We start from the raw sequence: 26768 nt of genomic DNA, 5'->3' as shown, positions 1-26768 counted from the left end.
TCTACCCGGCAAAACAGGCGAAAGGCGGAACCCGGGAAAAGGAGGCGGCATGCAGATTCCTTCAGCAGGAATGGATCGGGACGCGATTTTCGATCAATTGACCGAATACAAAAAAGACGATGTGGACTGGACCTCGGGCCGGGTGTTTGGATATGTGTTTGACCCCGGAGCCGACATCCTGGCCTTTGGAAAAGAGGTTTACAACCGGTTTTTAACGGAGAATGCCCTGGATTTCACGGTCTATCCGAGCCTGCTGCGCCTGGAAAACGACCTGGTGGCGATGATACGCCGCCATTTGCGGGGAAACGATCAGGTGGCGGGCAATTTCACTTCCGGCGGCACCGAGAGTATCCTTTTGGCAGTCAAGGCGGCCCGGGATTATTTCCGGGAGCACAAGCCGGAGATCGAAAATCCGGAAATGATTTTGCCGTCAACGGCCCATGCGGCTTTTCATAAGGCGGCCCATTATTTTGGCGTAAAAGCCGTGACCGTGCCCGTGGATCCGAAGACATTCAGGGCCGACGTGGAAGAAACCCGTCGGTGCATCACGGCAGAAACCATTTTCATGGCCGGATCGGCGCCTTCCTATACCCAGGGGGTCATTGATCCCATAGCCGAACTTTCAGCCCTGGCCGAAGAACGCGGCATCTGGTTTCACACCGATGCCTGCATGGGCGGTTTTCTGCTGCCATATTTCAGACGCCTGGGCCGCGATGTACCGGATTTTGATTTTGTTTTGCCCGGTGTCAGCTCTTTGTCTGTTGACCTGCATAAGTATGCCTATACGCCAAAGGGGGCGTCGGTGGTGCTTTATCGCAACCCTGAGCTGCGAAAGTATCAGATGTTTGCCTTCTCCCGGTGGCTGGGCTATACCATGATCAATCCAACAGTGCAGAGCACCAAAAGCGGGGGGCCCCTGGCCGCGGCATGGGCGGTGCTCCGCTATGTGGGCGATGAAAATTACCTCTCTTTTGCGCAAAAAAAAATGGCGGCCACCCAACGGATCCGGCAGGGCATTGAGGCCGCCGGGGATCTCTATATTTTGGGTGATCCGGAGATGACCCTGCTGTCGTTTTCATCAGATAACGTCAATATATTCCATATCATTGATGAAATGCGCATCCGGGGCTGGTACATCCAGCCCTCTTTTTCTTTTCAGGGGACTTGCGCCAACATCCATCTTTCCATCAACCTGTCCAATGCGGGCCGGGAGGATGCGTTTGTGGCCGATCTGAACAAAAGCGTGGAAGCGGCCAAAAAACTGCCTTCCGGAACCCTTGTCAAAGAAGTGCAAAAAATGATGGACGCCTCCGGCCGGCAGGCGTTTTTGGAAAACGCCGGGGACCTGCTGGCCCTTGCCGGGGTGGCGGGCGGAGCAATGCCCGAGCGCATGGCCCCAATCAACGAGGTCCTGGATGCCATGGACCCGGAGATGCGGGAAAAGATGCTGTTGGAGGTGACCAACCGTTTTTTTCACCCGTAAGCCGGAGACAAGCCCATGACGCCTCCGTTTGCCTTTGACGCCGTTTTGATGTTTGGTTTTTTTTCCGTGCTGCTGCTCTGCGGCGTGCTGTTGCGGGCCCGGCTCAGCATTTTCCAGAAGCTTTTGTTTCCGGCCAGCCTGATCGGGGGTCTTTTGGGCTTTGGGGCTGTCAATGCCGTGGAATTCGGTTATGATCCGGACCTGATCAAGGCCTTTGCCTACCATTTTTTCAATATCTCCTTTATTTCCGTGGGCCTGACCCCGCCGGCAACTGCTGCTGCCGGCGGCAGCCATTCAAAAACCATCCTGCGCGGATCGGTCTGGATGGCCGTGCTTCAGGCCGCCACCTTTTCCCTGCAGGCGCTGGCCGGCGGCTTGCTGGTCCTTGTATTTGCCCTTTTTGGAACATCTCTGTTTGAAACCTTTGGTTTTCTGGTGCCCCTGGCCTTTAACGAGGGGCCGGGCCAGGCCCTTTCCATCGGCCGGGTGTGGGAAACGGCCGGTTTTGCGGATGCCTCCACCATCGGGCTGAGTTTTGCCACCATTGGTTTCTTTTTTGCATTTTTTGTCGGCGTGCCCATGGCCAACCTGGGGGTTCGGAAAAACCGCTTTTTCAAAAAAACGCCGGATCGGTTTTTTCTCCGGGGCATTTTGCCAAAGGGCGGAAATCTCCAGCCGGCCGGGCACCTGACCACCCACAGTGCCACGGTGGACTGCCTGGCCTTTCACCTGGCCCAGATCGGGCTGGCCTATGTTTTGACCTGGTTTCTGCTCTCTGGTTTGACCCGGCTGGTGCCGGAAGATGTGGGCGCAATTTTATGGGGGTTTTTCTTTTTGTTCGGCCTGGTGGTGGCCATTATGCTTCGCGTACTTTTTGGCGCAGCAGGCATGGCCCGCCTCATGGATGCGCCCCTGCAGCGGCGCATTACCGGAACGGCCGTGGATTACCTGATCGTGGCCACGGGCTGCGGCATCGAACTGGTGGTGGCCGGCCGGTACGGGGTGCCCATAGCGGTCATGGCTTTGGCAGCCGGCATTTTGACAACGGCTGCGGTGGTGGTTTTCGGCCGTCGCCTGTCCAATTATCAGCTGGAGCGCACAGTGGCCATGTACGGGGTGGTCACGGGAACGGTTTCTTCGGGGTTGCTTTTGCTTCGCATCGTGGATCCGGAATTTGAAACACCGGTGGCCAGGGAGATCGGGTTTATGAACATTTTCTCCGTGCCGGTGGTGGGCGGACTCACCTTGTTTCTCAATGTGCCCCTCTGGTGGCACTGGCGCCTGACATCGGTCTGTCTGGTGCTGCTGGCAGTACTTTTGGTCGCAGGGGTGGTCCTCTGGAGCCGGCGGCTCTGGCGGAGTTCTCCGGATTCACCCCTTTAGGAGCATCAGCACCCCGAGGACCCCCAGCAGCCAGATCACGGCGCTGCGGTAGGTCTCATCATCAATCCGCCCGTAAAGCCGGCTTCCGGCGGCCACGCCCAGTATCAGGGGGAGCATGCACCATGCAAATATTTCCAGGACCAGGCCGGTAAAAAAGCCGTGAAACAGGTAAAACCCCACCACGCCTGTGCCGTTGAGCATGAAAAAAGCCACCAGGGTCGCCTTGATTTCAGACTTGGTCCAGGGTTGGAGGGATGTGTAGATTACCACGGGCGGTCCCGAGGTGCCGATGCTGCCGGCCAGGATGCCTGCGGCAAACCCGGCGGTCCATGCCCATAGCCGGCTTAAGGTGTTTTTCGGCCGAATCCTCAGCCAGGTGTTGGCCGTGGTGATGATCAGCACCACGCCCACCAGAACTTCCAGGGGGCGCTGGGACACGGATTTGTGCAGCCAGACGCCCAGGGGGATGCCCGGGACAGAAGCAATGAGCATGGGCAGCCATTTGCGGGAGGCAAAATGGCCGGAGAGCTGAAAGATCAAAATCAGGTTGATGAGCATGCCAAACAGCACGATCAGCGGAATGGCGGTCTTGATGTCAATAAAAAAGGCCATCAGGGGCAGGGCCACCAGCATGACCCCGAATCCGGTCAGGCCCTGGACCAGGCCCCCGAGAAATGCAATGAGCTGCAGGTAGATGATGTCAGGCATTATGGCCGAAGCCTTCCTTTCATGAAATCACAATGGCGCCCCCTATATCATGCCCGGCCCGGACGCGCAATCCCGGGCAGTGATCCAGGTCTTTTATTCAGGTCTTTTATTTTTGACTATTGACAGTTTATCAAAAATAAAATAATAATCAATTTTAGAATGGTATTCTATAAATTTTTTGAAAGGAGTCAGCCATGTCCCTTGTTGCCGGCGGCCAGCTTGCGGCCGAAGCCCTGATTGCCAGAAACGTCAAATACATTTTTACTTTGAGCGGCGGGCATATCACCCCCATCTATCAGTACCTTGAGAATTCGGATATCACGCTTTACGACACCCGCCATGAACAGGCCGCCGTTTTTATGGCAGAGGCCTGGGGCAAAATGACGCGCACTCCGGCAGTGGCCATGGTCACGGCCGGCCCGGGCTTTACCAATGCCCTGACCGCGGTTGCCAGCGCCTATTTTTCCAATACGCCTATGGTGCTGATTGCCGGCTGTGTGGGCCTGGACTGCAAGGAAAAACTGGATCTTCAGGATATGCCCCAGCAGGCCGTGATTGCACCGATGGTCAAGAAAAGTTTGGTGTGTCAGAAGCCGGAGCGAATCTTTGAATACGTGGACCTGGCATTCCGCACCGCCTCAAGCGGGCGGCCCGGGCCGGTCTATCTGGAGTTTCCCGTGGACATGTTAAACGCCCAGGTGGATCGCGACAGCATCAGAACACCGGTCACTGACGTCTGCTCCAGAGCCGCAGACACGGATGCGGCCGCCGGAATGCTGGAAATGATTCAGCAGGCTGAAAACCCGGTGGTCATTGCCGGATCCGGCGCATGGCAGTCCGGTGCTGAAGCCGAACTCAAGGAGTTTATCGAGCAGACCGGGATGCCTGTATTTACTTCTTTGACCGGCCGGGGCACCATTGCAGACGACCATCCCCTTTGCTTTGAAGGGGCGCTGGCCATCCGACCGGGCTGCGCTTTTGCCGCCTATATCGAGACCGACCTGGTGATCCTGCTGGGCACCCGCATTTGTCTGTATTACATGTTTGGCGACGTGTTCAATCCGGCTGCCCGGGTTGTGCAGGTGGACATCAGCGGCGAGGAGATCGGGCGGAACCGAAAAGTGGATCTGCCGGTGGTCAGCGACCTGAAGGCCTATCTTACGTCCTGCATCCGGATGATTTCGGAACAGAACCTGTCAGACACCCTGAAAAACCGGTTTTCCCCCTGGATCGAAAAGCTGAACCAGGCCCATGAAGACGGCAAAAAACAGGTCCTGGGCGACTGGTCATCGGATCACGTACCCATCCATCCGCTTCGCCTGGCCCGGGAGATCGATGAATTCATGAACAGGCCTGAAGATGTGGTGGCCGCAGACGGCGGAGACACCACCACCTGGATGGGAATGACCCGGCGGATCAATGCCCCGGGCCGGTATTTGGATTATGGCATATTCGGATCCCTTGGTGTGGGCCTGGCCTATGCCGGGGCCGCCAAACTGCGCTATCCCGACAGCCGGGTGCTGCTGATTTCCGGAGACGGCAGCATCGGGTTTAATTTCATGGAATTTGAAAACCTGATCCGCAAGAACCTGGCCGTGGTGGCAGTGATTTCAAATGATCTGGGCTGGGGAATGATCCGCCACAGCCAGGAGATCCGAATCGGCCATGCCATTGAGGCCGGCACCTATATCGGCCCGGTCAATTATCATAAAATGGTCGAAGCCATCGGCGGCAGGGGGTATCTGGTGGAATCGCCGGCTGATATCCGGCCGGCCCTTGAAGATGCGTTTGCATCCGGCAAGGTTTGCTGCATCAATGTGATGACCGATCCCACCACCGTAAGCCCGGGCAGCATGGCCCTGGCCAATGTGGGGGCCTATAAAGCCTAAGCAGGATAAAGGGGGAAACATGGATCCTTCGGTAATGGGTCAGATTGACCAGGTGCGGCTCAATTTCAGTCCCCAGGGGCTCATGGTCATCAATGCGGCCATCGGGCTGATGATGCTGGGCGTTTCCCTGGATCTGAAGCTGGAAGATTTCAAGCGGATCCTGGTCGCGCCCCTGGCGCCGGGTATCGGGCTTGCAGCGCAGTTTATCCTGTTGCCGGCCTTTACATTTCTGCTGGTCTGGATACTGAAGCCCCTGCCCTCCATGGCCCTGGGTATGATCCTGGTGGCCTCGTGTCCGGGCGGCAACCTGTCGAACATCATGACCTATCTGGCCAAGGGAAACTGCGCCGTGTCCATCACCATGACCGCCATTTCCACCATAGCCGCTATTTTCATGACCCCCCTGAACCTGTCGCTCTGGGGCAGCCTGAATCCAGAAACCGCGGAAATCCTGCGGGCTGTGAGCCTGAGCCCCATTGACGTGTTTGTCACGGTCTTTGTGATCCTGGGCATCCCCCTGATTCTGGGGCAGGTCCTCACCCGCACCTTTCCGGGGCTTGCCGACCGGGTGCGCCGCCCGTTTAAGATTTTTGCCCTGGTTTTTTTCATCCTCATTGTGTGCGGAGCCCTGGCCGCCAACTGGAAGTATTTTATCGCCTACGTGGGGATGGTGATGTTTGCCGTGTTCATCCATAATGCCCTGGCCCTGAATCTGGGATACTGGACCGGCCGGGTTGCGGGGCTCGGGCAGGCCGATGCCAGGGCGGTGTGCATCGAGGTGGGCATCCAGAATTCGGCTCTGGGTCTTGTGCTGGTTTTCAATTTTTTCGAGGGCCTGGGCGGCATGGCCATTGTGGTGGCCTGGTGGGGGGTCTGGCATATCATTGCCGGGCTGGCCACGGCGTTTATTTTCACCCGCATTCCCCTGCCGCCGGGCGAGGCGGCCACGGACCCCGAGGCTTGCCGGCTGTCATGAATTGATGGCGCCGTAAAAAGTCCAATATCTGCGTTACGCGCAATTTCTCAGAATTTCACGTACGGATAACTACGCTGCATTCTTCGAAATTGCGCAAGTCTTGATCTTGAACTTTTTACGGCACCATCTGAAATCAGACTTTTTACGGTGCCATCATGAATTGAGACAAGAAAAGGAACGGTTTTGTTGAAACGAAATTTCAAAAACAAGGTGGTGGTGGTCACAGGCGGTGCCAGCGGAATTGGTCTGGCCACAGCCCGGCGGTTTGCAGAAGCCGGCGCCCGGTGCGTGCTGCTGGATATGGATGAACAGAATCTGGCCCTCAGGGAAAAGGAATTCCGGGTAGCCGGCTATGAGATATTGACAGCGGCCTGCGACGTGACCCGGCAAAGCGACTGCGAGGCTGCTGTCAAATCCGTGATCCGGCAGACCGGAGGCATTGATGTGCTGTTTAACAATGCGGGCATCACTCAGCGCAGCCGGTTTGCCGACACCCGGGTGGATGTGTTTTGCCGGGTCATGGCGGTCAACTTTTTCGGGGCCCTGTACTGCACCAAGGCCGCCATTGACAGCATCATTGCCCGACAGGGCATGATCATTGTCAATGAAAGCATTGCCGGCGTGGCTCCCCTGGTGGGCCGTACCGGCTACAGCGCCAGCAAACACGCCCTGCACGGCCTGTTTACCTCTCTGCGGGCGGAAGTGCGCCATCTCGGCGTCCAGGTCATGATCGTATGCCCCGGTTTTATCCGAACCAACCTCCAGGACCGGGCTTTGGGGGCCGACGGCCGCGTTACAAACCGGCCCCAGAGTTTTGTGGGGCGCCAGCATACGCCCCAAAGCGCCGCAGAAGCCATCTTTCAGGGCGCCTGCCGGAAAAAGCCCCTGCTTGTACTCACCTTTATGGGCAAACTGGGCTACTGGGTGAGCCGTCTGGCCCCGGGCTTTTATGAGCGCCAGATGATCCGGCAGTTTGTCGATGAACTGCAGTAAACCGATCCGATCCGAGATATCTGTCAATGAATTCATATGAGCTGATCTACGGTTATATGCATTGCATCGGCAAAACCACTTATTACGCCGGTATTGCCGATTCAAGGAAGGCCGCCGAGCAGTGGGTGCGGCAGAATCAGTGCGCAAAAAACCCGGCGATCCGGGTGCCTGACAGCGACCCCATCCGGTGGTGCCCGGTGCGGCATTGCCACATGAAGGCGCAAAAGCCCTGGTTTGCCTGCCGCCGGATTGATACGGCCGAAAAAGACCCCTGTTGGTCCGGCTGCAGCCGATCAGCAGAAACATGGGAAGAAAAATGAACGTACTGGTGATCAACAGCGGCAGTTCCTCGGTAAAATACAAACTTTTTGCCATGCCGGAGCAGCGCCTTCTGGCCTCGGGGCAGGTGGAGGGCATCGGTATCGGAAACGCCGGGAAAAAGGCCGTGCTCACTTACCGCAGTGCACAGGAAGATGAAGTCCGGCAGACCTTTGAATGCCGGGACCATGCCGCTGCGGTCCGGCGGTTTTTTGAGGTCCTTTCTGCATCAGATCCGGCAACGCCGGGGCGGCAAACCGCCGTGGACCTGATCGGGCACCGGGTGGTGCACGGGGGCAGCCGATTTGTTTCTCCAGTGATGCTCCGGGAGGATGTCATTGAGGACCTGGAAAGCCTTTCCGAACTTGCGCCCCTGCACCTTCCAATCAATGTTATGTGCATCCGGGCCTGTGCGGAGCTTTTGCCCAAAACTCCCATGGCCGCATGCTTTGATACGGCCTTTTCCCATGATATGCCCGATCATGCCCGGCTTTATCCGGTCCCCCTGGAGTGGTCACGGAAATATGCCATCCGCAGATACGGCTTTCACGGCATTTCCTATGAATACGTGGCAGGCGAGACAAGCCGGCTTGTGGGCCGGCCTTTGGAAGATCTGAAAATCATCGCGGCCCATCTGGGCAACGGCAGCAGCATCACCGCCCTTGACAGGGGCCGGGTGGTGGATACGAGCATGGGCTTCACCCCGTTGGAAGGGCTGATGATGGGTACCCGATCGGGCAATTTCGACCCGGCCGTGTTTCCCTATATTATGGAGAAAACCGGTATGGATGTGCCCGGTATTTTAAATGTGTTAAACACCGGAAGCGGCCTTCTGGGCGTCAGCGGCGTCAGCCGGGACATGCGTGAGATCGTGGCGGAAATGGACAGGGGAAACCCACGTGCAAAGCTTGCCTTTGACATGTTTGTCCACGTGCTGCGCAAATATCTGGGAGCTTATTTGTTCACCCTCGGCAGGGCGGATGCCATTGTGTTTACAGGCGGGATCGGAGAAAAAGCCTGGCGGGTGCGCCAGGCGGTGTTTTCAACCCTGGAGCCCCTTGGCCTGGTTTTGGACCCGGAAAAAAACCAGGCTGCCGCCGGCGCTGCCGCCTGCATCAGCGCGGAAACCAGCCGCGCAAAACTGCTGGTGATCGCCGCAGACGAAGAGCGCATGATCGCCCGGTCAGTCTATCGGCTTGCCGCCGGATAAACACGGCCGCCTGCCGCTGTTGTGCAGGCGGCCGTGTTGACAGGTTCGGGTTCTTTCGTGAAAATCAGGAAGTAAACTGGGTCCGGATGTCTTTTTTGTTGATTTTGCCAACGCTGGTCTTGGGAATTTCATCAACGATCTGCACCCGGTTGGGCACGCCGTACTTGGGAATTTCCCCGGCGTCCACAAACTTCATGAAAAAGTCGCGCAGCTCGTCTTCAGTCACCTTGTCCTTGTGGCTGTCTTTGACCACCACCAGCACCAGGGGCCGCTCGCCCCATTTTTCGTCGGGCACACCGATGGCGGCTGATTCGCTGACAGCCTCGTGCTGGCTGATGATGTCTTCCAGGGTCAGCGAGGAAATCCATTCCCCGCCGGTTTTGATCACGTCCTTTAACCGGTCGGTGATCTGCAGATATCCCTCTTTATCCACGTATCCGATATCCCCGGTATGCAGCCATCCGCCCTGCCAGAGCTCCTCGCTTTTTTCCGCATCCTTGGTGTAGCCCTGGGTCAGCCACGGCGAGCGCACCACCACCTCACCGGTGGACTGGCCGTCATGGGGCAGGGCGTTGCCCTGGGGGTCCCAGATCCGCAGGTACACGTTGGGCACGGGACGTCCGGTGCGGCAGCGGTACTTGACCTGCTCGTCCTCGCTCCAGTCCATCATCTTGGGCTTGAGCACCGCGGATGTCAGCAGCGGACAGGTTTCGGACATGCCGTAGGCGGCATAGATGTTAATACCCAGTTTCAGGGCTTCCTTGCAAAGTCCCCGCGGCAGGGCCGAACCGCCGATGATCACTTTCCAGCCCGTGAGATCAAAATTCTTGATGGCCGGGCTGGAGACCAGCATGTGCATGATGGTGGGCACGCAGTGAGATATTGTCACTTTTTCCGAGACCAGCAGCTTGAGCAGCATTTCCGGCTCGTAGCGGCCGGGATAGACCTGCTTGGCCCCCAGCAGGGTCATGACATAGGGAACGCCCCAGGCATGCACGTGAAACATGGGGGTGATGGGCATGTATACGTCTTTGGAGCTGATCGGCGCCTGGGACTCGAATGCGGCCATGTTGGCCAGCATGCCGTAGGTGTGCATCACCAGCTGCCGGTGGCTGAAAAAAACACCCTTGGGCAGACCGGTGGTTCCGGTGGTGTAGAAGGTGGTGGCCATGGTGTTTTCGTCAAAGTCCGGAAAATCATAGGATTTTTCCGCCTTGTTGACCAGATCTTCGTATTCGCCGTCTATGGTCAGCGAAGTGTCCGGGCTTTTGCCGCTGTCGCTGATCAAAAGGATTTTTTTGACGGTGGTGAACTTGTCCTTGACCGACTCGAGAAGCGGGAGGAATTCTTCATTTACCAGAATGACATCGTCTTCGGCATGATTGATGGTATAGATCAGCTGCTCAGGGGAAAGACGTATGTTGATGGTGTGAAGCACCGCACCCATCATGGGAACGGCAAAAAAACATTCCAGGTAGCGGTGGCTGTCCCAGTCCATGACCGCCACGGTGCTGCCCGGGCCCACGCCCTGGGATGCCAGGGTGTTTGCCAGTTGATGAATTCTTCTGTTTAAGTCCCGGTAGGTATAGCGGTTTAAGTCCCGGTAGATGATTTCCCGGTCCGGGTAATAGATCAGGGGCGTTTCCAGGATGTGCTTGATCAGCAGCTGATAATTGTAGGCCGAGGGGGTGGGGTCGATTTTTCGAAACGTCATGCATGCCTCCTTGCGCTGTCAGTAAAAAGGTTAAACCAGTTAAACGTTAAACCAGGGAACAAAATAAAATCACTGTAAACCTTTTTGAAATAAATTTAAACCAGAATTCACACGTATCGAAAGCTTGACTTGCGTTCGGGGGGTAAAACAATGTATTATCCCATAAATCTATCGAATCCGTCCTGCGGGTCAAGACAAAACATTGGATCGCAGATGCGGAAATCCGGAAAATCATTGGGCCATAAATGACTTGCTGTGCAACAAGGGGGAATGATGGGACTTCGGGATTATACCATTTATGATTTTATCTGCCGCAATGCAGTTTTGTATGCCGATCAGGAGGCAATTGTTTATAAGGACGTCCGTCTGACACACAGGGCGTTCAAGCAAAAGTGCGACAGCCTGGCAGCCGGGCTTTTGCGTGCCGGCATTGGTCAAGGCGACCGACTGGCCGTAGTGGCCCACAATTGCGATGAGTTCGTGATTCTTTACGGGGCTGCCGCAAAGATCGGCGCCATTGTCGTGCCGGTAAACTGGCGTTTTTCCGCAGACGAAGTGGCATATGTCCTGAAAGATGCCACGCCTGTGTTCGTGTTTGCCGGCCCGGATTACCGGGATCAGGTGCTGGCGCTGAAGTCTGAAACCGGCATTGAAAAATATTATGCCATCGGCGGCGGGGATGTGCCGGCCGGCTATGAGCCGTTTTCCGCGCTGTATGATGATCCCGGTGCTGAGGATAAAAATGATATCACCACGGACACGGGTTTTGTTATCATTCATACCGCGGCTGTTGAGGGCCGGCCGCGCGGGGCGCTGCTAAGCCAGGGAAACATCTGTGCCATTAATTTTCAGCGAATCGCAAGCGAGGGGTTTGGCCCGGAGTCCTGCCACATGTGCCTTCTGCCCCTTTTCCATATTGCCGGGCTGGCCAGGCTCATGGCGGTCATGCATGCAGGCGGGAAAAATGTGATTTTTGAACGTTTTGATCCGGAGCAGGTGTTAAAAGGCATTGAATCGGAAAAAGGCACCACGTTTTTTAACTTTTCCCCGATTTTGGAGCGCCTGATCGACAAGCACCGGGAATTGGGCGGAAACATTGATCTTTCGAGCCTGCGCACCGTGGGCGGGCTGGATCAGTCCGAAAACCTGGAGCAGTTCAGCCGGATCGCGCCCAATGTTTCATTCGGTGCGGGATTTGGGCAGACCGAGGCCATGGCCGTGACCTGGGCTCCGTATAACGAGCGGCCGGGAAGCGCGGGCAAGCCCACCATCATTGCCCGGGTGGCCCTGTTTGACGACGATGACCAGCCCGTGGCCGTCGGCGGGGAGGGCGAGATCTGCGTGCGCGGCCCCTCTGTTTTTCTCGGTTACTGGAACCGGGTGGCCGACACCGCGCATACGTTTCGCAGCAACTGGCATCATACCGGGGATATCGGCCGGTTTGATGCAGACGGCTACCTTTGGTATGTAAAGCGAAAACCGGAAAAAGAGCTGATCAAGCCGGGCGGGGAAAACGTCTACCCCGCGGAGGTCGAGGGCGTGATCATGGAGCACCCCGACATTGCGGAGGTCAGTGTTATCGGCGTGCCCGACCGGCAGTGGGGCGAGGCGGTTTTGGCCGTGTGCGTGGCACAGTCCGGTAAAACCATAGAGGAAAAGGATCTGATCGAATTTGTGGGCTCCCGGATCGCCCGGTACAAGAAGCCGCACTCCGTGGTGTTTGTCGATGCCCTGCCCAAGACCGGAAAGGGCGAAATCGACAGGGATCAGGTCAAAAATGAGCACGGCGGAAAATATTGATGCGTTTTCCGGGATCCGGAAAATCAATTCGTGTCAGGCGGGTTTCCGTGTTCCAGAAACAGTTCAATACCGGCGACAAGGATGAAAAAGTAGCCCAGCATTTCCAGGCTTTCCTCCAAAAGGCGCTTGTAGTCCCGGGCGTAATCGTCGCCCAGCAGGGGTTCGAGAAACGGCCCGTGCCCGGTTAACTGGCCGTATATCACCACCATCAGCCCGGCCCACATGAGGGCGAAAACAGGCGTTGCAGCAAACCGTGCCAGTTCCCGGCCAAAGATCCTTCTGTTGTACCAGGCCAGCAAAATCGCTGAAACCACCAGAATGGCCGCGGGTGTTTTCCATCCGCCGGCGGGTATGGCCTGATCCAGCAGGGCGTCGCACTCGCGGACCATGGCAAGCATTGCCGCAAAAGCCGTTATTACGGGAAAAAATTTTGCCTCCGGCTTCCGGCGCATTGCCGCGGCCATCATGAGTGCTGCCGAGACGCACAGAACAGCGAGTTGCAGACATTCCACAATGCCGCCTTCTTTGAACTGCCCGGTATCGCCCCATCCGGCCACGTAGTTCAAAAAACCGCCCAGCAGCAGCAAAAGCAGGGTATAAAGGGTATAGCGAATCAGAATGGATTTTTTGTCTGCCATATTCAAGCAAAGCTCCGTGTTGGGATTTGGGGGCGCGATCCAAATACAGATTTTCAGCTTTGAAATGTGGAAATGTGAAATGTTGGCCTCTATCATAAAATAAAATTTTATGGAAGACTGTTTCGTTTTCCATTATTGATTGGCCGCCAGTTTGTTCTTGTAAATGAATCCCTTGATTTTTAATGGGTGAATATGGCTACAGAGGCAACAAAACAATCTTTGAAACAACGGATCCGGGAACTGGAAGAAGAAATCGCAGCTCTCAGGCACCGGCCGTCAGGACTTTCGGAGGCGGGGCAAAGTCATGCCGGACAGCTAAGCTGCGAGCAATATTACCGGATGATTGTGGAAAACGCCGCTGATCTGATTTTCACAGTCAATGAAAACGGCGAGTTTGTCTATATCTCCCCCAACTGCCGGGCCATTTTGGGCTACGGCCAGGAAGAGTTTGTGGGAAAGCCCTTTGTCCCTTTTGTGCATCCGGATGAAGTGGAAAGCATTCTTGGTATCCTTTCTGAGATTTTTATCCGCTATCAAAGCAGGGGCGCCCATGGCGTGGGCCGCATGACCCTGGAATACCGGGCCCTGACCAGAGACGGCCAATGGAAATGGCTTTCTGCGAGAAATACCATTGTCAAGGAAACAGAGCAGCATCTGGAAGTGGTCTGCATTGCCAGGGATATCACCGAACAAAAGGAGGCGGCCCGGAAACTGGAGGAAAGCGAACAGCGATATCGTTTTCTGGTTGAGGAATCCAATGATATTATCTGGACCTTTGATTTGTCCTCCATGACTTTTGTCTATGTTTCCAGGTCCGTGGAGCGGATCCTTGGCATTCCCCAGGATCAGGCCAGCGGGGTGGGGCTTGATGATATTTTTGACCCAAAAACTGAAAAGAAAATAAGGACTGCCTTTGAAACTGCAGCTGCGGATCCGGACGGTGACGGCCGGGTGATGACAGAGGCCGATCATCTGGGAAAAAACGGGCAAAAGGTCAGCATGGAGGTCAATGCGGTGCTCCACAGGGATGCCGGGGGCAAGCCCGTATCCTTTACCGGTGTCTCCCGGGATATCACGGAGCGCAATGCCGCCGTCCGGGAAAGGGAAAAGCTCCAGGCACAGCTCAGACATGCCCGGCAGATGGAGGCCATTGGAACCCTGGCCGGCGGCATTGCCCATGATTTCAACAATATTCTTTTCTCTGTGATCGGATATACCGAATTGGCCATAGATGAAGCGGCTGAAGGCAGTCAGCTGCATCAGAATCTCTGCCAGGTGCTGGCTGCCGGAAATCGTGCCAGGGATCTGGTCAGGCAGATTCTGGCCATCACCCGAAATGAAAAACAGGCCTTCCGGCCCGTGGCCGTGTCCGGCCTGGTCAGGGAAGCTCTGGAAACCATACGCGCCGGGTTTCCCCCCGCTGTTGCCCTGCGGGAAAACATCTGCCATGAGCAGTTGACCGTCAACGCGGATCCCGTTCAGCTCCACCAGGTGATCGCGAATCTGGCGGCCAACGCCGGCCATGCCATGCAGGGCCGGGACGGGGTGGTGGAAGTTAAGGTGACCCGGTTTTGTCCGGACCCTGAGACCATGCATTGCCATTCTGATGCCGCGGAGGGAGATTATGCAAGGATTTCAGTAAGTGATACCGGTCCGGGAATTGACAAACAGGACCTGGACAAAATTTTTGAGCCGTATTTTACCACCCGGAAAGAAGGCACGGGCACGGGGCTGGGCCTGTCCATTGTCCACGGTATCGTCAAAGTGCATAAAGGATTTTTGACTGTGGACTCCGAACCCGGCCGCGGCAGCGTCTTTCACGTGCATCTGCCCCTGGTCCGGGATGATTGGGAAGCGGATTCTCCGGTTTTATAACAGCTCTTACCGCTTTTTTCCGGTTTCCGGCAATGGGCCGCGGCTGCCGCGGGTCATCAGCACCCCGGGAACAATCAGGCACACGGCCGCCAGGTGCTGCAGGCCCAGGGTCTCGTTTAACAGAAAAAATCCGCTCACCGCCGCGATCAGGGGCACCAGGTTCAAATACACCGCTGTTTTGGCCGGCCCCATGTTCCGGACGGTATTGTTCCAGATCACATAGGAAAGGGCTGTTCCCAGAACGCCTGCGCACAAACCGCCCAGCCAGGACTCGGGCTTGATTTCCGCCACGGGCAGGCCCGCCAGGGTGTTAAAACTCAGCAGACTCAGGCCGGCCAATCCCCATATGGCACCGTAAGCGGTAAATTTCAGAGCAGAGCGTGTCGACGGGACAAACCGGTTGGCGACCGTATACAGGGCCCAGTTGAGCATGGCCGCGGTCATGAGCAGGTCTCCTTTCAGGGAGGCGAATGAAAAATCCGCCCCCCGGGGAAGCAGGATCACTGCAATGCCGGCAAAGGAAAGCAAAAGCCCGGACCATTGTATTTTGTTGAGCCGTTCCATGCCCAGCACCCGGCTGATCAGGGCAACGGCCACCGGGGTGGTGCCGAAGATCAGTCCTGCATTGGCCGCGGAAGTATATTTCATGGCCAGGCTAAAGCAAAACGGAAAGCAGGCCATTCCCAGAAGACCCAGTCCCACGGCCAGCAGGTGCTCCCGGAAATCCATCCGGACCTGCCTGTGATGGCCCGCGGTAAATGCGGTCATGATCATGAGCACAAGGGCTGCACTGGCCATCCGGAGATTGGCAAAGGAAAGCGGGTCCAGGCTTTTGAGCCCCAGCTTGGTAAACAGAAAGGTCAGGCCCCAGAAGTGAATGACAATAAACATGTTGATGTCATTGGCCGGCACCGCCCTGGTGCGGAGTATTTTCATATGCTGCTGTCTCCTTATTTGATGCAAGGTTTTCCCGCCCTGATATGTAATGCAGCCAAATCGTGATGGCCAACGAATAGTTGTGATATGGCCATCACGGAAATTTATAACCACGGCATGTTATCGGGGTTGGTTTAGTCTTGCATCCCGGCCGGATATTGGCATAAATTGCCTGTTTATTATGTTAAAAACAGGAAAATGAAATCGATGGTCTATAATCCGGATCTGGATATCAATCTGCTGCGCGCTTTTGTCACCGTGGCGGAACTCAAAAGCTTCACCCGGGCGGCCGCGCGGCTAAACCGCACCCAGTCGGCTGTAAGCATGCAGGTCCGGCGACTGGAGCAGAACCTGGGAAGAACCCTGATCACCCGCAACAGAGCAGGGGCCGGGTTGACCGACAGCGGCCGGGTCATGCTGGGATATGCCCGGCAGATGCTGAAGTTAAATGACCAGGTCATGGCCGAAATCGGTGACCCCCGGGTCAAGGGCCGGGTGCGGCTGGGCATTCCGGATGATTACGCGGCCTATCTGCTTCCTTCGGCCCTGTCCGGGTTTGCCTCGCTGTATCCCGGCATCAGTCTGGAGGTCTGCTGCGAGCTGAGCGTGGATCTGCTGCAGCTTTTGGATGAAGGGGAGGTGGATTTGGCAGTCACAACCCGCCAGCCCCAGTCACCCGGTGGGGTGGTGATCCGCAGGGAGCAGATGGTCTGGGCTCAGGCGGCCGGGTGCGGGCTGCATCATGAAGATCCCCTGCCCCTGGCGCTGTTTCCCGACGGCGTGTGCGTATTCCGGCAATCGGCCCTGGATGCCCTGAAAAGCTGCGGCCGAAGATGGAGCCTGGTATGCACGAGCCGGGGGCTTGCCGGCATCCGGGCCGTGGTGGCTTCAGCCATGGCCGTGACAGTGGTAACGGAAAACACGGTTTCTGCAAGCATGCAGATCATTGCACCTGATCAGGGACTGCCGGATCTGCCGCAGGTGGATATCTGCCTGCACATATCTTCGAGCCCGGCCAATGAAGCTGTATCGGTATTTGCCGATTATATCAGCCGGAGTCTGAAAAATTGCTGATAAAGGGAGGTTGTTTTGCTGCATTTGTCACCTTGTAAGTATATTGTTGCGATCCTGGTTTTTGCCGGATTCTTTGCATTGTCAGCCGCAGCCGTGCCGGCACAGCAGGGCTCTGAAGCTCAGGCTTCTCAACAGGCAGACGACCCGGCAGACATTGGGGGCCGCCTGACAGAATTTGTATCAGCGCAGATGGCAGAGGCCGCAGAGCAGTTGTCCGGCGCCGCCCGGGGACTTGCTGAGATTCCCGGCCTGGCAAAGGATCTGCTTGTCATGGCGCAGGATCCTGAAAATCTTTTTGCCTGGGCTGCGGCCGGCCTGAAGGTGGTGTTGGCGCTTTTTGCCGGCTTTATTGCGGCATGGGTGCTGAGGCGGCTTTTGAGGCGTGCCCGCCTTGCTCTCGGGGACCGTGAGGGTGACAGGGACTGGCTCAGGATAGTGCTGGCCCTGGGCCGCACACTGATGGACATGCTGCCGATTGCCGGATTTGTCATTGCTGCATACGCGGTTGTGCCCTTCACGGATCCCGGCCCTGAAACCCGTCTGGTGGCCGTCAGTCTGGTCGCCGCAGTGGCGGTCTCGCGTTTTGTGCTTGTTGTTGCCCGCCTGATCTGCCTTCATGAAGTCTCGGGCCGGGCATTTTTGTTCGCAGACCGGGAAACCGGGCGCTATTGCTACATCTGGATAAGGCGTATAACCATTCTGGGGGTCTACGGGTATTTCATCCTGGAGGCCGCCCTGCTCACCGGGATGCCCGGGGCTCTGCATTCTTTTTTGATAAAGTTTCTGGGCTTTGCCATAATGGTTCTGCTGGTGTCGGTTTTCCTGCAGAACAAACAGGAAGTCGCCGCCTGGATGGGCCGGCCGCGGGCCGCGCCCGGGCAAAAGAAAACCAGGATGGCCGGGCCCTTTGCAGGACGGGCTTTTCTGCGCCGCTTGGCAGATGGCTGGCACATCATTGCTATACTTTTGGTTGCGGGATTTTATATAACCTGGGCTCTTGAAATCTCGGGCGGAAACCGTTTTTTACTGGCCGGCTTGCTAAAAACCCTTGTGGTGATATTTCTGGCAGGGATGTTTGTGCGATTGCTCCGGCAAGGCATAGCCAGACTGTTTTACATCAGCGACAGCCTGAAACAGGACTATCCCGGGCTTGAGCAAAGGGCAAATCGTTACCAGCCATTTGTTCTTGGAGCGCTTTCCGGAGTAATTTACCTGATAGCCGCCTTTGCGGTCCTTGAGGCATGGGGCCTTGGCACCCTCGGCTTTCTTTTCTCACCCATGGGCGGTGCGTTGGCCGCGGAACTGGGCGTGCTTTTGCTGATAATTGCAGGTGCTGTGGTCCTCTGGGAGTTTGTTTATCTTCGCATAGAGCGCTCCCTTTCCAGGGAGGACGGGGATGCCGTGACAAACCGGCGAAAGTTCACGCTTCTGCCCCTGCTGAAAAACGTGATTCTCATAATCTTAATTGTAATCACCGCAATGCTGGTACTCTCCCGGATAGGGATCAATATCGGACCGCTTCTGGCAGGGGCCGGGGTCATCGGCCTGGCCGTGGGTTTTGGTGCCCAGACCCTGGTGCGCGACATGATTACAGGGGCTTTTATATTGCTCGAAGATGCACTGGCAGTCGGCGACTGGGTGGAGGCCGGCGGGCACAGCGGCACGGTTGAGCGTCTTACGGTCCGCACCGTGACCTTGCGCGATCTGGGCGGAACCGTGCACCTGATTCCTTTCAGCGAGGTGACCACCGTAACCAATTACAACCGGGATTACGCCTATGCGTTAATAGATGCCGGCGTGGCCTACCGGGAGCGGTACGGGGACGTGGTGCAGGCCCTGCAGGACACGGCAGCCGAGCTCAAAGACGATGAAACCTGGTGTCAGCATATAACCGGGGAACTGGAGGTTTTTGGCATGAACAACCTGGGGGACTCGGCTGTTGAAATCCGGGTGCGCCTGAAAACCCGCCCCATGCAGCAATTTGCCGTAAAGCGTGCCTTTCTGGAGCGGATGAAGCGTATTTTTGATGAAAGGGGTATTGAAATTCCGTTTCCCCACAGGACAGTCTGGTTCGGAGCCGAAAAAGACGGCACAGCGCCGCCCATGCGGCTGGCCGTGGATAAGACCGGATCTTCGTCATCCGCACCCGGCCCGGAACCGGAACCAGAGCCTGAAGCCGAACCGCAAATAGAGGTTGCCTCTGAAAAGCAGGCTTCCGAGGATGTGGTCGAGGAGGTTGAAGCCGATGATCCGGATGATTCGAAAAAGTAACCGGATTTTGTTGGACAAAGATGCAGTTGCTTTTATGTTTGATACAGGGCAGTATTTGCGTCTTTGCACGCGGGGCTGCCGGCATCGGCCGGTGGCTGGTGCTGACCGGGCTTTAAACCTGAAAAGAGGGCGGTTATGTATCATTCGCATTTTGGATTTAACGTCAAACCCTTTCAGATTAATGCCGATCCGGCGTTTTTATGGCTGGGCGAGCAGCATACAGAGGCGCTTTCGTTTCTCAGGTACGGGGTTCTGGAAAACCGGGGATTTTTGCTTCTGACCGGGGATGTGGGCACCGGCAAGACAACGCTTTTAAATGCACTTCTGCAGAATCTGGACGACGCCAATGTCCTGGTGGCCCGGATACCCGACCCCAGGCTTGATTTGATGGATTTTATCAATATCCTGGCCGACAGGCTGGGCATGAACGAGTCATTTGCCTCCAGGGGCCCCTTTCTTATCAGTTTTGAGAAGTTTCTCAACCGTCAGCATTATATGGGCAGAAACGTATTGCTGATCATCGACGAGGCCCAGCGGCTCACCTATGAACTGCTTGAAGAGATCCGCGCGCTGTCCAACCTTGAAAAACCCAACGCCAAACTCTTCAATGTTTTTTTCGTTGGCCAGGGCGAGTTCAACGACATTCTCCTTGATCACAGGAGCCGGGCCCTGCGGCAGCGAATCACCCTCAGCTATCATTTGGAGCCTTTAAACAGAAAAGAGACCGGCGAATATATCCGCCACCGCCAGAAGGTGGCAGGGGGAGGAAAGGATCTGTTTTCCGCAAAGGCGGTTGACCGCATATACGAATTTTCAGGGGGTTTTCCACGCCTGATCAACATTATTTGCGATCACGCACTTCTAAGCGCCTATGCCGCGGACAAAAAAAATATCTCCGAGCAAATCGTCTCTGAGTGCGCCCATGACCTGGAGCTGCGGGCCTTTGTCAGGCCTGCGGGCCGCAGTGCTGAGCCCGCGCCCCGGCCGGCTGTTCAGCGCAGGTCGCAACCGGCCGGGGCGGCGCGGCCATCCGGGCGTAAAAAAGCGGCGCTGGCCGCTTTGGTGATACCGTTTTTTCTCCTGGTCTCCGGCTATTTGATTTATCAGTGGATTCCTGAATCTACAGGAAGTTTTGATTCGGTTGCCGAAAAAGAAAAATCAGCCGGACAAACACAACAGGTTGCAGAAACCCGCAAGCCTGTGCCGGAAAGCACTCTCAAACCGGTTTCAGACAACACCGCCCCCGCCCCGTCGGCTGCAAACACCCGGGAAACCAAATCAGAACCGGACCCGCCGGAGCAAAGGTATCAGCCGGATAACAGGCAGGATGAGAATGCTGCACAAACCGGATCTTTATCCGGGCCCTCCGGTGACATTGACGGGGAACAGGGCCTTTTGTCTGAATCCCGGGCAGAGCAGGCTGACAAAACCGATGCAGCCCTGCATGCCGATAAAACATTTGCCGTGAATTTTCCAAACGGTGCCTACGCCCTGGACAGCGATTCAGTTGAAACCCTGGACCGGGTAAAGCGCCTGCTGAGACAACACTCCGGACTCCGGGCGGAGATCACCGGATATACTGATTCGCTCGGAGATGATCGGTACAATCTCCATCTCTCCAGAATCAGGGCCAACATCGTCAAGAGCTATCTTATCGGAAACGGTGTTGATTCCGGAAAGATCGACTCAAGAGGCCTTGGCTCGCAAGATCCGATTGCCTCCAATGAAACCGAGCAGGGCAGGGCGAAAAACAGGCGCGTGGAAATCGCGTTTGAGAACTCGCCCCCCTGATTGAATCCTTACATGCCGGCCGGATTATACGCCCAGCTTTTTGCACAGTGTTTCAAAATCCGGTGCTTCGATATCGAAATCAATCTGCTCGGGCTGGCCGAATCCCTCGGTCATGCTGTCTTTTTCCGGAACCTTTACATAACCCGTATGCATGCCGGCTTCCCGGGCGGCTGCCAGGTCGCCCTCATGGGCGGCAACCATCATGGATTGTTCCGGCTTGAGCCCCAGAAGACCGGTGGCCTTGATGTAGGCCTGCAAAGAGGGCTTGTAATAGCCCAGAAACTCGCAGGACAGAATGCCGTCCCACTGGACCCCGGCGGATTTTGAACTGCTGACAATGCTCTCCCAGCCCAGGATCGTGAGCACCACCACCGTATAGCCCGTGCGCAGGCGGGTGATGGCCTCGGGAGCGCCGTTAAAGGGTTTGAGGCGATGCCAGGTGGATCGTGTCAAAGAGACCGGATCGACGCGGGTTAGCAGCGGGTATTTGGTTTTCATGTTTTCAAGGGCCCGAAGATGCATATCATCCGAGTTCATCCAGGGCAGGTTGCCTTGTCTGACCTGAGTATGGACCTTAAACATTTCATTGCGCCAGTCAACGGCAAAGGCTTCGCTGTCTATTGGCTCATTGTTTTTCTCAGCCAGTTTTTCGATATTTTCCCGCGCTGTGTTTTTCCAGTCAAAAATCGTTCCCCCCACATCAAAAAACAATCCTTTGATCTTTTTCATGCTCCCTCCTTCCGGGCTTTTAGGTTTGTTATTTTATATTTCATGATAATATCAGTTTATAGGGTTTCAAACAGATTGTCACCACCTTTGCAACAGATCGGCCGTTCACGCGGCTGAAACAGCCAGTGCAGGAGAAGACATATGACAAGTCAGGATCTTTACACGGCATGGCGGGTTCATGAGAAAAACGGCGGGTATGAGGGTGCAGAAGAGCGTTGCAGCATTTCCGATCTGCCTGAAAACGATGTGCTCATCCGGGTCACGCATTCATCGCTGAATTATAAGGATGCCCTTTCCGCCTCCGGCAATAAGGGCGTTACCCGCAACTTTCCGCACCCGAGTCATCGGACGCAGGGATCTGGGGGATGCATTAAAGGCGTTTTTAAAGGCCGAATCCGCCGGAAAAATCGTTCTGGATCACAGCCTTTGATGGCGCCGTAAAAAGCTTTTTACGGCGCTATCTGAATACTTACTTTTTACGAAACCATCAGCCTTTAACACCCAATATTTACTGCGATACGGCTTTGTCCCATTTTTAATCCATCCCGCGCAAAACAGGGTGATTGCACTGCCGGCTTTGGGTTTGACAAATACCTGTTGCCCGTCTACATAAATACAGTACCCTAAACGCTTGGTTTGGGAGTATGTATCATCTGCCGGCCCTGCCGGCGGCTGCGCTGAACTTAAACAAGGCGGGCTCAGATGAAATCAATGTCTTCGGCAAATCGTTTCCGGGACCTGATGATGGCTTTTTCCGGCTCTTATGACGGTCTGGTGCTTTGTGATGCAAACGGTGTTCTCATCAACCTCAATGAAAGCTATCGCAGAATCACCGAAGTCAGCGATCAGGATGTGCAGGCGGCCATGGGACGTCCCATGCACCACCTGGTTGCCGATGGAATTGTCACCCCCTCTGTTACCGTTGAAGTGCTCAGGCAGAAAAAGCCGGTCACCCTTGTCCAGCGGATCAAGACCGGAAAACAGGTGCTGGTCACGGGCAATCCCATATTTGACGAGATGGGCCGCATCCAGGCAGTGGTGACCAATGTGCGGAACCCGGATATCCTCCGCCTGACCCAACAGCTGGCCGAAGCCCCGGACTGCGGGCATGACCCGTATGCACACAGCCCCCGGATGGTTGCGGAAAGTCCGGAAATGATTCGGGTTCTGGATGTATCCCGCCAGATCGCTTCCTCGGAACTGCCGGTATTGCTGCTCGGCGAATCCGGTACCGGCAAGGACCTGGTGGCCCGGTTTATTCACGGACACGGCCGCCGGTGCAACGGCCCTTTTATCCCGGTCAATTGTGCGGCCATCAATGAACAGCTGTTTGAGGCCGAGCTTTTCGGCTACCAGGGCGGCGCGTTTACAGGGGCCAGCCGCCACGGGAAACAGGGATTGGTCAAGCTTGCCCACGGGGGCACCCTGTTTCTCGACGAGGTGGCGGAAATGCCCATGGGCGCCCAGGCCAAGCTGCTGCGGTTTCTCCAGGACATGGCTTATTATCCTGTGGGCGCAACAAGTCTGCATCAGGTGGATGTGCGGGTAATCTGTGCCACCAACCAGGATTTGGCTGATATTGTTGCAAAGGGGCGTTTCCGGGAGGATCTTTATTACCGGATGGCCGGCATGCCGATTTTTGTTCCGCCTTTAAGGGACAGAAAAGAGGACATTTTTCCTCTTGCCCGGCATTTTCTGACCACTGCCGCAGCCGGGGGCGCAAGCAGCAAGACGCTTTCCCGGGCCGCACAAAGAGCCCTTGAAACCTTTTCCTGGCCCGGAAACGTGCGGCAGCTTCAAAATACCATGCAGCGGCTGCATGCCATTGTTCAAAACGACGAAATCTCTGCGGATGATATCTGCCGGTGGATTGACGGATCCGGTTTTCCGGAGTCAGCAGCGGGTCCGGCAAATACATCTTATCAGCAGGTCAAAACCCGGTGGGATCGCGAAACGCTCAAGCAGGCCCTGGAAACCCACGGCAGTATTCGCGCTGCTGCCCGGGCCATGAAAGTGGCGCCTTCAACGGTGCTTCGCAAAAAAAGAAAATACGGTCTTTAGTCTGCCGGCAAAAAAGCAACACCGGTTGTTGCTTTTTTGCAACAGGCGTGGTTGCCTGTATTTACCAGCCTTTGCTTGCCTCTGTTGCCATTGCTGTTGCTTTGCCCCCGGCTTGTCCGTCCTGAAAACTTTGAATAATCCCGGTTTTTGGTCCTGTCCTTGATCGGCACAGCTTTTGCTGTGCAATAAAGAAACAGTGCTAGCAAAAGTGTCAGTCTGTCGAATATCAAATTTTATAACAAGGAGGAAAATCTTGAACAGGCTTCATGAACCCTTTTGGCCAAACCGGCTGCCCAAAACCCTGACGTATCCCGAAGTGCCGCTTTTTCGGCTGATTGAAACAGCCGCGGAGTTTTACCCGGAAAAAGCCGCTGTCAATTATTACGGCCAGCCTTTGAGTTATCGCCGCATGGTCGGTGAAATCAATAGTCTGGCCGGTGCCCTTTCAGCAGGCGGCATTCAGAAAGGCCAGCGGGTTGCGGTTTACATGCAGAACACGCCCCATTATATTATTTCCTTTTATGCGGTTATGCGGGCAAATGCCGTGGTGGTGCCGGTCAATCCCATGAACAATGAAAAGGAACTGGCCTTTATCCTCAAAGATGCCGGTGCATCGGCACTGATCACCACCACTGACCTGCTGCCCGCAGCAGAGGCCGTTGGACAAAGCGCGGGGCTGAAGTTCATTATTGCGGGCCGATATTCCGATTACCTGCCGGAAAGCCCGGCATTGCCTGTGCCCGATCCCATGCTCAAGGCCCCGGCCTGCCCGGAAACCTGCCTGGAATGGAACGCCCTGATGGCAAAGCAGAGCCCTGCGCCGGATGTGACTGTCGGACCGGATGACATGTGCCTGCTGCCCTATACATCCGGCTCAACAGGCAAGCCAAAGGGCTGCATTCATACCCACCGGACGGTCATGGCCAACCTGGTCAGTGCCTACTACTGGCTGACCAACACGGCCTCCAGCGTACATTTGTCGGTTCTGCCGTTTTTTCATGTGACCGGCCTGATCCACAGCATGCTGGCCCCGCTTTTTGCCGGTGCCACCCTGGTGCTGCTGACCCGCTGGGACCGGATTGCCGCCCTGAATGCCATTGAAAAATACCAGGTGACCCATTGGGTCAACATCTCCACCATGGTGGTGGATTTGCTGTCCGCCCCGGATATTTCCGGACGGGACCTGAGTTCCCTGGTGGTGGTCGGCGGGGGCGGGGCGCCCTTGCCGGAAGCCATCGGCCGGCGCTTAAACGAACTCACGGGCCTTTCCTACGTGGAAGGCTACGGCCTGACCGAAACCATTTCCCAGACCCATTTCAACCCCCCGGACCGGCCCAAGATGCAGTGCATCGGCATTCCGGATTTCGGGGTGGACGCCCGCATTATTGACGTGGAAACCCAGGAGGAACTGGGCCCGAACAACTCCGGAGAACTGGTCATCAACGGACCGGAAGTGTTCCAGGGCTACTGGAACCGCCCGGAAGACAGCAAAGATGCGTTTATTGAAATAGACGGCAAACGGTTTTTCCGCACCGGCGATATCTGCACCATGGATGAAGAAGGTTATTTTTTCATCGTGGACCGCACCAAGCGGATGATCAATGCCGCGGGCTTCAAGGTGTGGCCGGCAGAGGTGGAAAACAGCCTTTACGCCCATCCGGCAGTGCTCGAAGCCTGCGTGGTGGGGGTGCCGGATCCCGTCCGTGTCGAAGAGGTCCGCGCTTATATCGTGCCCAAGGCGGATTACCGGGACAGCATCTCGGAAAAAGACATCATCGACTGGTCAAAAAAACAGATGGCCGCCTATAAATATCCCCGGCAGGTTCTGTTTGTGGACTCCCTGCCAAAAGGGGCCACCGGCAAAACCCTTTGGCGCAAAGTCCAGGAAGAGGCGCGTGCTGAAATGGAAAAAGGAGGCAAATAACATGGCAACAATCCATACAAGCGAGGAAAGTAAAAATGAGAACCAAGCAGGAGTATATCGACGGCCTTAAAAAAATGCGGCGCAACCTGTATTTCAACGGCGGCAAAATCGACCGCGACGATGAAGTTCAGATGAGTGCCTTAAACGTCATGGGCATGACCTTTGACCAGGCCGCCAGCCCGGAGGGAAAGGATCTGTGCACAGCCACCTCCCATCTCACCGGAGAGACCATCAACCGGTTCTGCCACGTTCACCAGTCCCCCGAGGACCTGCATAAAAAACAGGATATGACCCGGTATCTGTGCAAAAAAGTCGGCGGCTGCATCCAGCGCTGCATGGGCGTGGACGCCATCAACGCCATTAACGCGGTTTCCTTTGAAGCCGACAAGCTCAACAGCGGCAACAGCGAGTACCATCAAAACTTTTTGAAATGGCTGGAAAATTTCCAGAAAAACGACCTGGTGGGCTGCTGCGCACAGACCGATATGAAAGGCGAGCGCCTAAAGCGCCCGGCGGATCAGGCCGATCCGGACATGTACCTGCACGTCAAAGAGAAAACAAAGGACGGCATTGTTGTCAAGGGCTGCAAACTGCATATCTCCGAGGCCTCCATTGCCGACGAAATCCTGGTGGTGCCCACCCGGGCCCTGGGGCCCAATGAAAAGGACTATGCCGTGGCCTTTGCCGTCCCGGCGGACCACGAGGGCCTTTACCAGGTGATTCACCCGCACAATTCCAGGCCGCGGGAGGCTTACCAAAGAGGCTTTGACGGCGGATACACTGACTCTTACCTGTTGTTTGAAGATACCTTCATTCCCTGGGAGCGGGTGTTTCTGTGCGGGGAAAACGATCACGGCGGCATCTGCGCCCTGTTGTTTGCCCTGTTTCACCGCCACAGCTACTCGGGCTGCAAGCCGGCCCTGGGCGATGTTTTGCTGGGCCTGGCTGCAACCGCGGCCGAATACAACGGCATTGAAAAAACCTCCCATGTGCGG

The 26768-nt window shown here is 56.0% G+C and carries 20 protein-coding genes; 15 read left to right on the top strand and 5 right to left on the bottom strand.

Annotation, left to right across the window (positions count from 1 at the left end; translation table 11 throughout):
* The first annotated feature begins 49 nt into the window (after positions 1 to 49).
* Both ACTCIA_RS08240 and ACTCIA_RS08235 read left to right on the top strand, forming a co-directional pair.
* Positions 50 to 1483, top strand: a complete 1434-nt coding sequence (locus ACTCIA_RS08240; RefSeq protein ID WP_463001331.1) for a pyridoxal phosphate-dependent decarboxylase family protein — start codon at positions 50 to 52, stop codon at positions 1481 to 1483.
* 15 nt (positions 1484 to 1498) lie between these two features.
* A complete protein-coding gene (locus ACTCIA_RS08235) occupies positions 1499 to 2866 on the top strand; it encodes a sodium/glutamate symporter family protein (RefSeq protein ID WP_463001330.1) in 1368 nt (455 codons plus the stop codon).
* Here ACTCIA_RS08235 and ACTCIA_RS08230 read toward each other — a convergent pair.
* Entirely contained in the window at positions 2855 to 3574 is a 720-nt protein-coding gene (locus ACTCIA_RS08230; protein WP_463001329.1) for a sulfite exporter TauE/SafE family protein, read from the bottom strand. The two genes, ACTCIA_RS08235 and ACTCIA_RS08230, sit on opposite strands and share 12 nt — an antisense overlap.
* A gap of 194 nt (positions 3575 to 3768) precedes the next feature.
* Here ACTCIA_RS08230 and ACTCIA_RS08225 point away from each other — a divergent pair, with 194 nt between their 5' ends.
* The 5 genes from ACTCIA_RS08225 to ACTCIA_RS08205 all read left to right on the top strand — a co-directional run bounded on the left by ACTCIA_RS08225 (position 3769) and on the right by ACTCIA_RS08205 (position 8960).
* On the top strand, positions 3769 to 5463 hold the full coding sequence (locus ACTCIA_RS08225) for a thiamine pyrophosphate-binding protein (RefSeq protein WP_463001328.1): 1695 nt from the start codon (positions 3769 to 3771) through the stop codon (positions 5461 to 5463).
* A gap of 19 nt (positions 5464 to 5482) precedes the next feature.
* Positions 5483 to 6439: a bile acid:sodium symporter family protein gene (locus ACTCIA_RS08220; protein WP_463001327.1), complete on the top strand. Its 957-nt coding sequence runs from the start codon at positions 5483 to 5485 to the stop codon at positions 6437 to 6439.
* Between the two features lie 186 nt (positions 6440 to 6625).
* Positions 6626 to 7432 (top strand): SDR family oxidoreductase, encoded by an 807-nt coding sequence (locus ACTCIA_RS08215; protein ID WP_463001326.1) that lies wholly within the window; start codon positions 6626 to 6628, stop codon positions 7430 to 7432.
* Between the two features lie 26 nt (positions 7433 to 7458).
* Positions 7459 to 7752, top strand: coding sequence for a hypothetical protein (locus ACTCIA_RS08210; RefSeq protein ID WP_463001325.1), 294 nt, complete (start codon positions 7459 to 7461; stop codon positions 7750 to 7752).
* Positions 7749 to 8960 (top strand): acetate/propionate family kinase, encoded by a 1212-nt coding sequence (locus tag ACTCIA_RS08205; protein ID WP_463001324.1) that lies wholly within the window; start codon positions 7749 to 7751, stop codon positions 8958 to 8960. Before ACTCIA_RS08210 ends, ACTCIA_RS08205 begins: the two co-directional genes overlap by 4 nt.
* Positions 8961 to 9024: 64 nt before the next feature.
* On the opposite strand, the gene ACTCIA_RS08200 is transcribed toward ACTCIA_RS08205, so the two are convergent.
* A complete protein-coding gene (locus ACTCIA_RS08200) occupies positions 9025 to 10674 on the bottom strand; it encodes a fatty acid--CoA ligase (protein WP_463001323.1) in 1650 nt (549 codons plus the stop codon).
* A 273-nt stretch (positions 10675 to 10947) separates the two neighbouring features.
* Here ACTCIA_RS08200 and ACTCIA_RS08195 point away from each other — a divergent pair, with 273 nt between their 5' ends.
* Positions 10948 to 12474 (top strand): AMP-binding protein, encoded by a 1527-nt coding sequence (locus tag ACTCIA_RS08195; RefSeq protein WP_463001322.1) that lies wholly within the window; start codon positions 10948 to 10950, stop codon positions 12472 to 12474.
* A gap of 23 nt (positions 12475 to 12497) precedes the next feature.
* Here the strand turns inward: ACTCIA_RS08195 and ACTCIA_RS08190 are convergent, their stop codons facing one another.
* Positions 12498 to 13112 (bottom strand): hypothetical protein, encoded by a 615-nt coding sequence (locus tag ACTCIA_RS08190; RefSeq protein ID WP_463001321.1) that lies wholly within the window; start codon positions 13110 to 13112, stop codon positions 12498 to 12500.
* 192 nt (positions 13113 to 13304) lie between these two features.
* On the opposite strand from ACTCIA_RS08190, the gene ACTCIA_RS08185 reads away from it, so the two are divergent.
* On the top strand, positions 13305 to 14987 hold the full coding sequence (locus tag ACTCIA_RS08185) for a PAS domain S-box protein (RefSeq protein WP_463001320.1): 1683 nt from the start codon (positions 13305 to 13307) through the stop codon (positions 14985 to 14987).
* A 6-nt stretch (positions 14988 to 14993) separates the two neighbouring features.
* Here the strand turns inward: ACTCIA_RS08185 and ACTCIA_RS08180 are convergent, their stop codons facing one another.
* The gene (locus tag ACTCIA_RS08180) at positions 14994 to 15923 is read right to left on the bottom strand and encodes a DMT family transporter (RefSeq protein ID WP_463001319.1); all 930 of its coding nucleotides are present in this window, start codon (positions 15921 to 15923) and stop codon (positions 14994 to 14996) included.
* 198 nt (positions 15924 to 16121) lie between these two features.
* Here ACTCIA_RS08180 and ACTCIA_RS08175 point away from each other — a divergent pair, with 198 nt between their 5' ends.
* The 3 genes from ACTCIA_RS08175 to ACTCIA_RS08165 all read left to right on the top strand — a co-directional run bounded on the left by ACTCIA_RS08175 (position 16122) and on the right by ACTCIA_RS08165 (position 21059).
* Positions 16122 to 16997, top strand: a complete 876-nt coding sequence (locus ACTCIA_RS08175) for a LysR substrate-binding domain-containing protein (RefSeq protein WP_463001318.1) — start codon at positions 16122 to 16124, stop codon at positions 16995 to 16997.
* A gap of 78 nt (positions 16998 to 17075) precedes the next feature.
* Positions 17076 to 19268 (top strand): mechanosensitive ion channel family protein, encoded by a 2193-nt coding sequence (locus tag ACTCIA_RS08170; RefSeq protein ID WP_463001317.1) that lies wholly within the window; start codon positions 17076 to 17078, stop codon positions 19266 to 19268.
* Positions 19269 to 19403: 135 nt separating this feature from the next.
* Positions 19404 to 21059, top strand: coding sequence for an AAA family ATPase (locus tag ACTCIA_RS08165; protein ID WP_463001316.1), 1656 nt, complete (start codon positions 19404 to 19406; stop codon positions 21057 to 21059).
* Positions 21060 to 21083: 24 nt separating this feature from the next.
* Here the strand turns inward: ACTCIA_RS08165 and ACTCIA_RS08160 are convergent, their stop codons facing one another.
* Positions 21084 to 21788 carry an HAD family hydrolase gene (locus ACTCIA_RS08160; RefSeq protein WP_463001315.1) on the bottom strand — a complete coding sequence of 235 codons (705 nt, stop codon included), beginning with the start codon at positions 21786 to 21788 and terminating at the stop codon, positions 21084 to 21086.
* A 702-nt stretch (positions 21789 to 22490) separates the two neighbouring features.
* On the opposite strand from ACTCIA_RS08160, the gene ACTCIA_RS08155 reads away from it, so the two are divergent.
* The 3 genes from ACTCIA_RS08155 to ACTCIA_RS08145 all read left to right on the top strand — a co-directional run.
* Complete coding sequence (locus ACTCIA_RS08155) at positions 22491 to 23849, top strand: sigma-54 interaction domain-containing protein (RefSeq protein ID WP_463001314.1); 1359 nt, start codon at positions 22491 to 22493, stop codon at positions 23847 to 23849.
* A gap of 253 nt (positions 23850 to 24102) precedes the next feature.
* Positions 24103 to 25773, top strand: a complete 1671-nt coding sequence (locus tag ACTCIA_RS08150; RefSeq protein WP_463001313.1) for a long-chain-fatty-acid--CoA ligase — start codon at positions 24103 to 24105, stop codon at positions 25771 to 25773.
* Positions 25774 to 25808: 35 nt separating this feature from the next.
* On the top strand, positions 25809 to 26768 hold a 960-nt coding region (locus ACTCIA_RS08145; RefSeq protein ID WP_463001312.1), incomplete at its 3' end, for a 4-hydroxyphenylacetate 3-hydroxylase N-terminal domain-containing protein.

The organism is Desulfosalsimonas sp. (genome assembly GCF_055149105.1).
Note: the sequence above shows the minus strand (reverse complement) of the source record. Positions and strands in the feature narration are given on the sequence as shown.

Excerpts from the sequence above, each read along its gene's own strand:
- ACTCIA_RS08160 (WP_463001315.1), bottom strand. The coding sequence starts at position 21,788 with ATGAAAAAGATCAAAGGATTGTTTTTTGATGTGGGGGGAACGATTTTT.
- ACTCIA_RS08185 (WP_463001320.1), top strand. The coding sequence starts at position 13,305 with ATGGCTACAGAGGCAACAAAACAATCTTTGAAACAACGGATCCGGGAA.
- ACTCIA_RS08200 (WP_463001323.1), bottom strand. The coding sequence starts at position 10,674 with ATGACGTTTCGAAAAATCGACCCCACCCCCTCGGCCTACAATTATCAG.
- ACTCIA_RS08240 (WP_463001331.1), top strand. The coding sequence starts at position 50 with ATGCAGATTCCTTCAGCAGGAATGGATCGGGACGCGATTTTCGATCAA.
- ACTCIA_RS08235 (WP_463001330.1), top strand. The coding sequence starts at position 1,499 with ATGACGCCTCCGTTTGCCTTTGACGCCGTTTTGATGTTTGGTTTTTTT.
- ACTCIA_RS08225 (WP_463001328.1), top strand. The coding sequence starts at position 3,769 with ATGTCCCTTGTTGCCGGCGGCCAGCTTGCGGCCGAAGCCCTGATTGCC.
- ACTCIA_RS08220 (WP_463001327.1), top strand. The coding sequence starts at position 5,483 with ATGGATCCTTCGGTAATGGGTCAGATTGACCAGGTGCGGCTCAATTTC.
- ACTCIA_RS08230 (WP_463001329.1), bottom strand. The coding sequence starts at position 3,574 with ATGCCTGACATCATCTACCTGCAGCTCATTGCATTTCTCGGGGGCCTG.
- ACTCIA_RS08210 (WP_463001325.1), top strand. The coding sequence starts at position 7,459 with ATGAATTCATATGAGCTGATCTACGGTTATATGCATTGCATCGGCAAA.
- ACTCIA_RS08195 (WP_463001322.1), top strand. The coding sequence starts at position 10,948 with ATGGGACTTCGGGATTATACCATTTATGATTTTATCTGCCGCAATGCA.
- ACTCIA_RS08175 (WP_463001318.1), top strand. The coding sequence starts at position 16,122 with ATGAAATCGATGGTCTATAATCCGGATCTGGATATCAATCTGCTGCGC.
- ACTCIA_RS08165 (WP_463001316.1), top strand. The coding sequence starts at position 19,404 with ATGTATCATTCGCATTTTGGATTTAACGTCAAACCCTTTCAGATTAAT.
- ACTCIA_RS08155 (WP_463001314.1), top strand. The coding sequence starts at position 22,491 with ATGAAATCAATGTCTTCGGCAAATCGTTTCCGGGACCTGATGATGGCT.
- ACTCIA_RS08205 (WP_463001324.1), top strand. The coding sequence starts at position 7,749 with ATGAACGTACTGGTGATCAACAGCGGCAGTTCCTCGGTAAAATACAAA.
- ACTCIA_RS08180 (WP_463001319.1), bottom strand. The coding sequence starts at position 15,923 with ATGAAAATACTCCGCACCAGGGCGGTGCCGGCCAATGACATCAACATG.
- ACTCIA_RS08190 (WP_463001321.1), bottom strand. The coding sequence starts at position 13,112 with ATGGCAGACAAAAAATCCATTCTGATTCGCTATACCCTTTATACCCTG.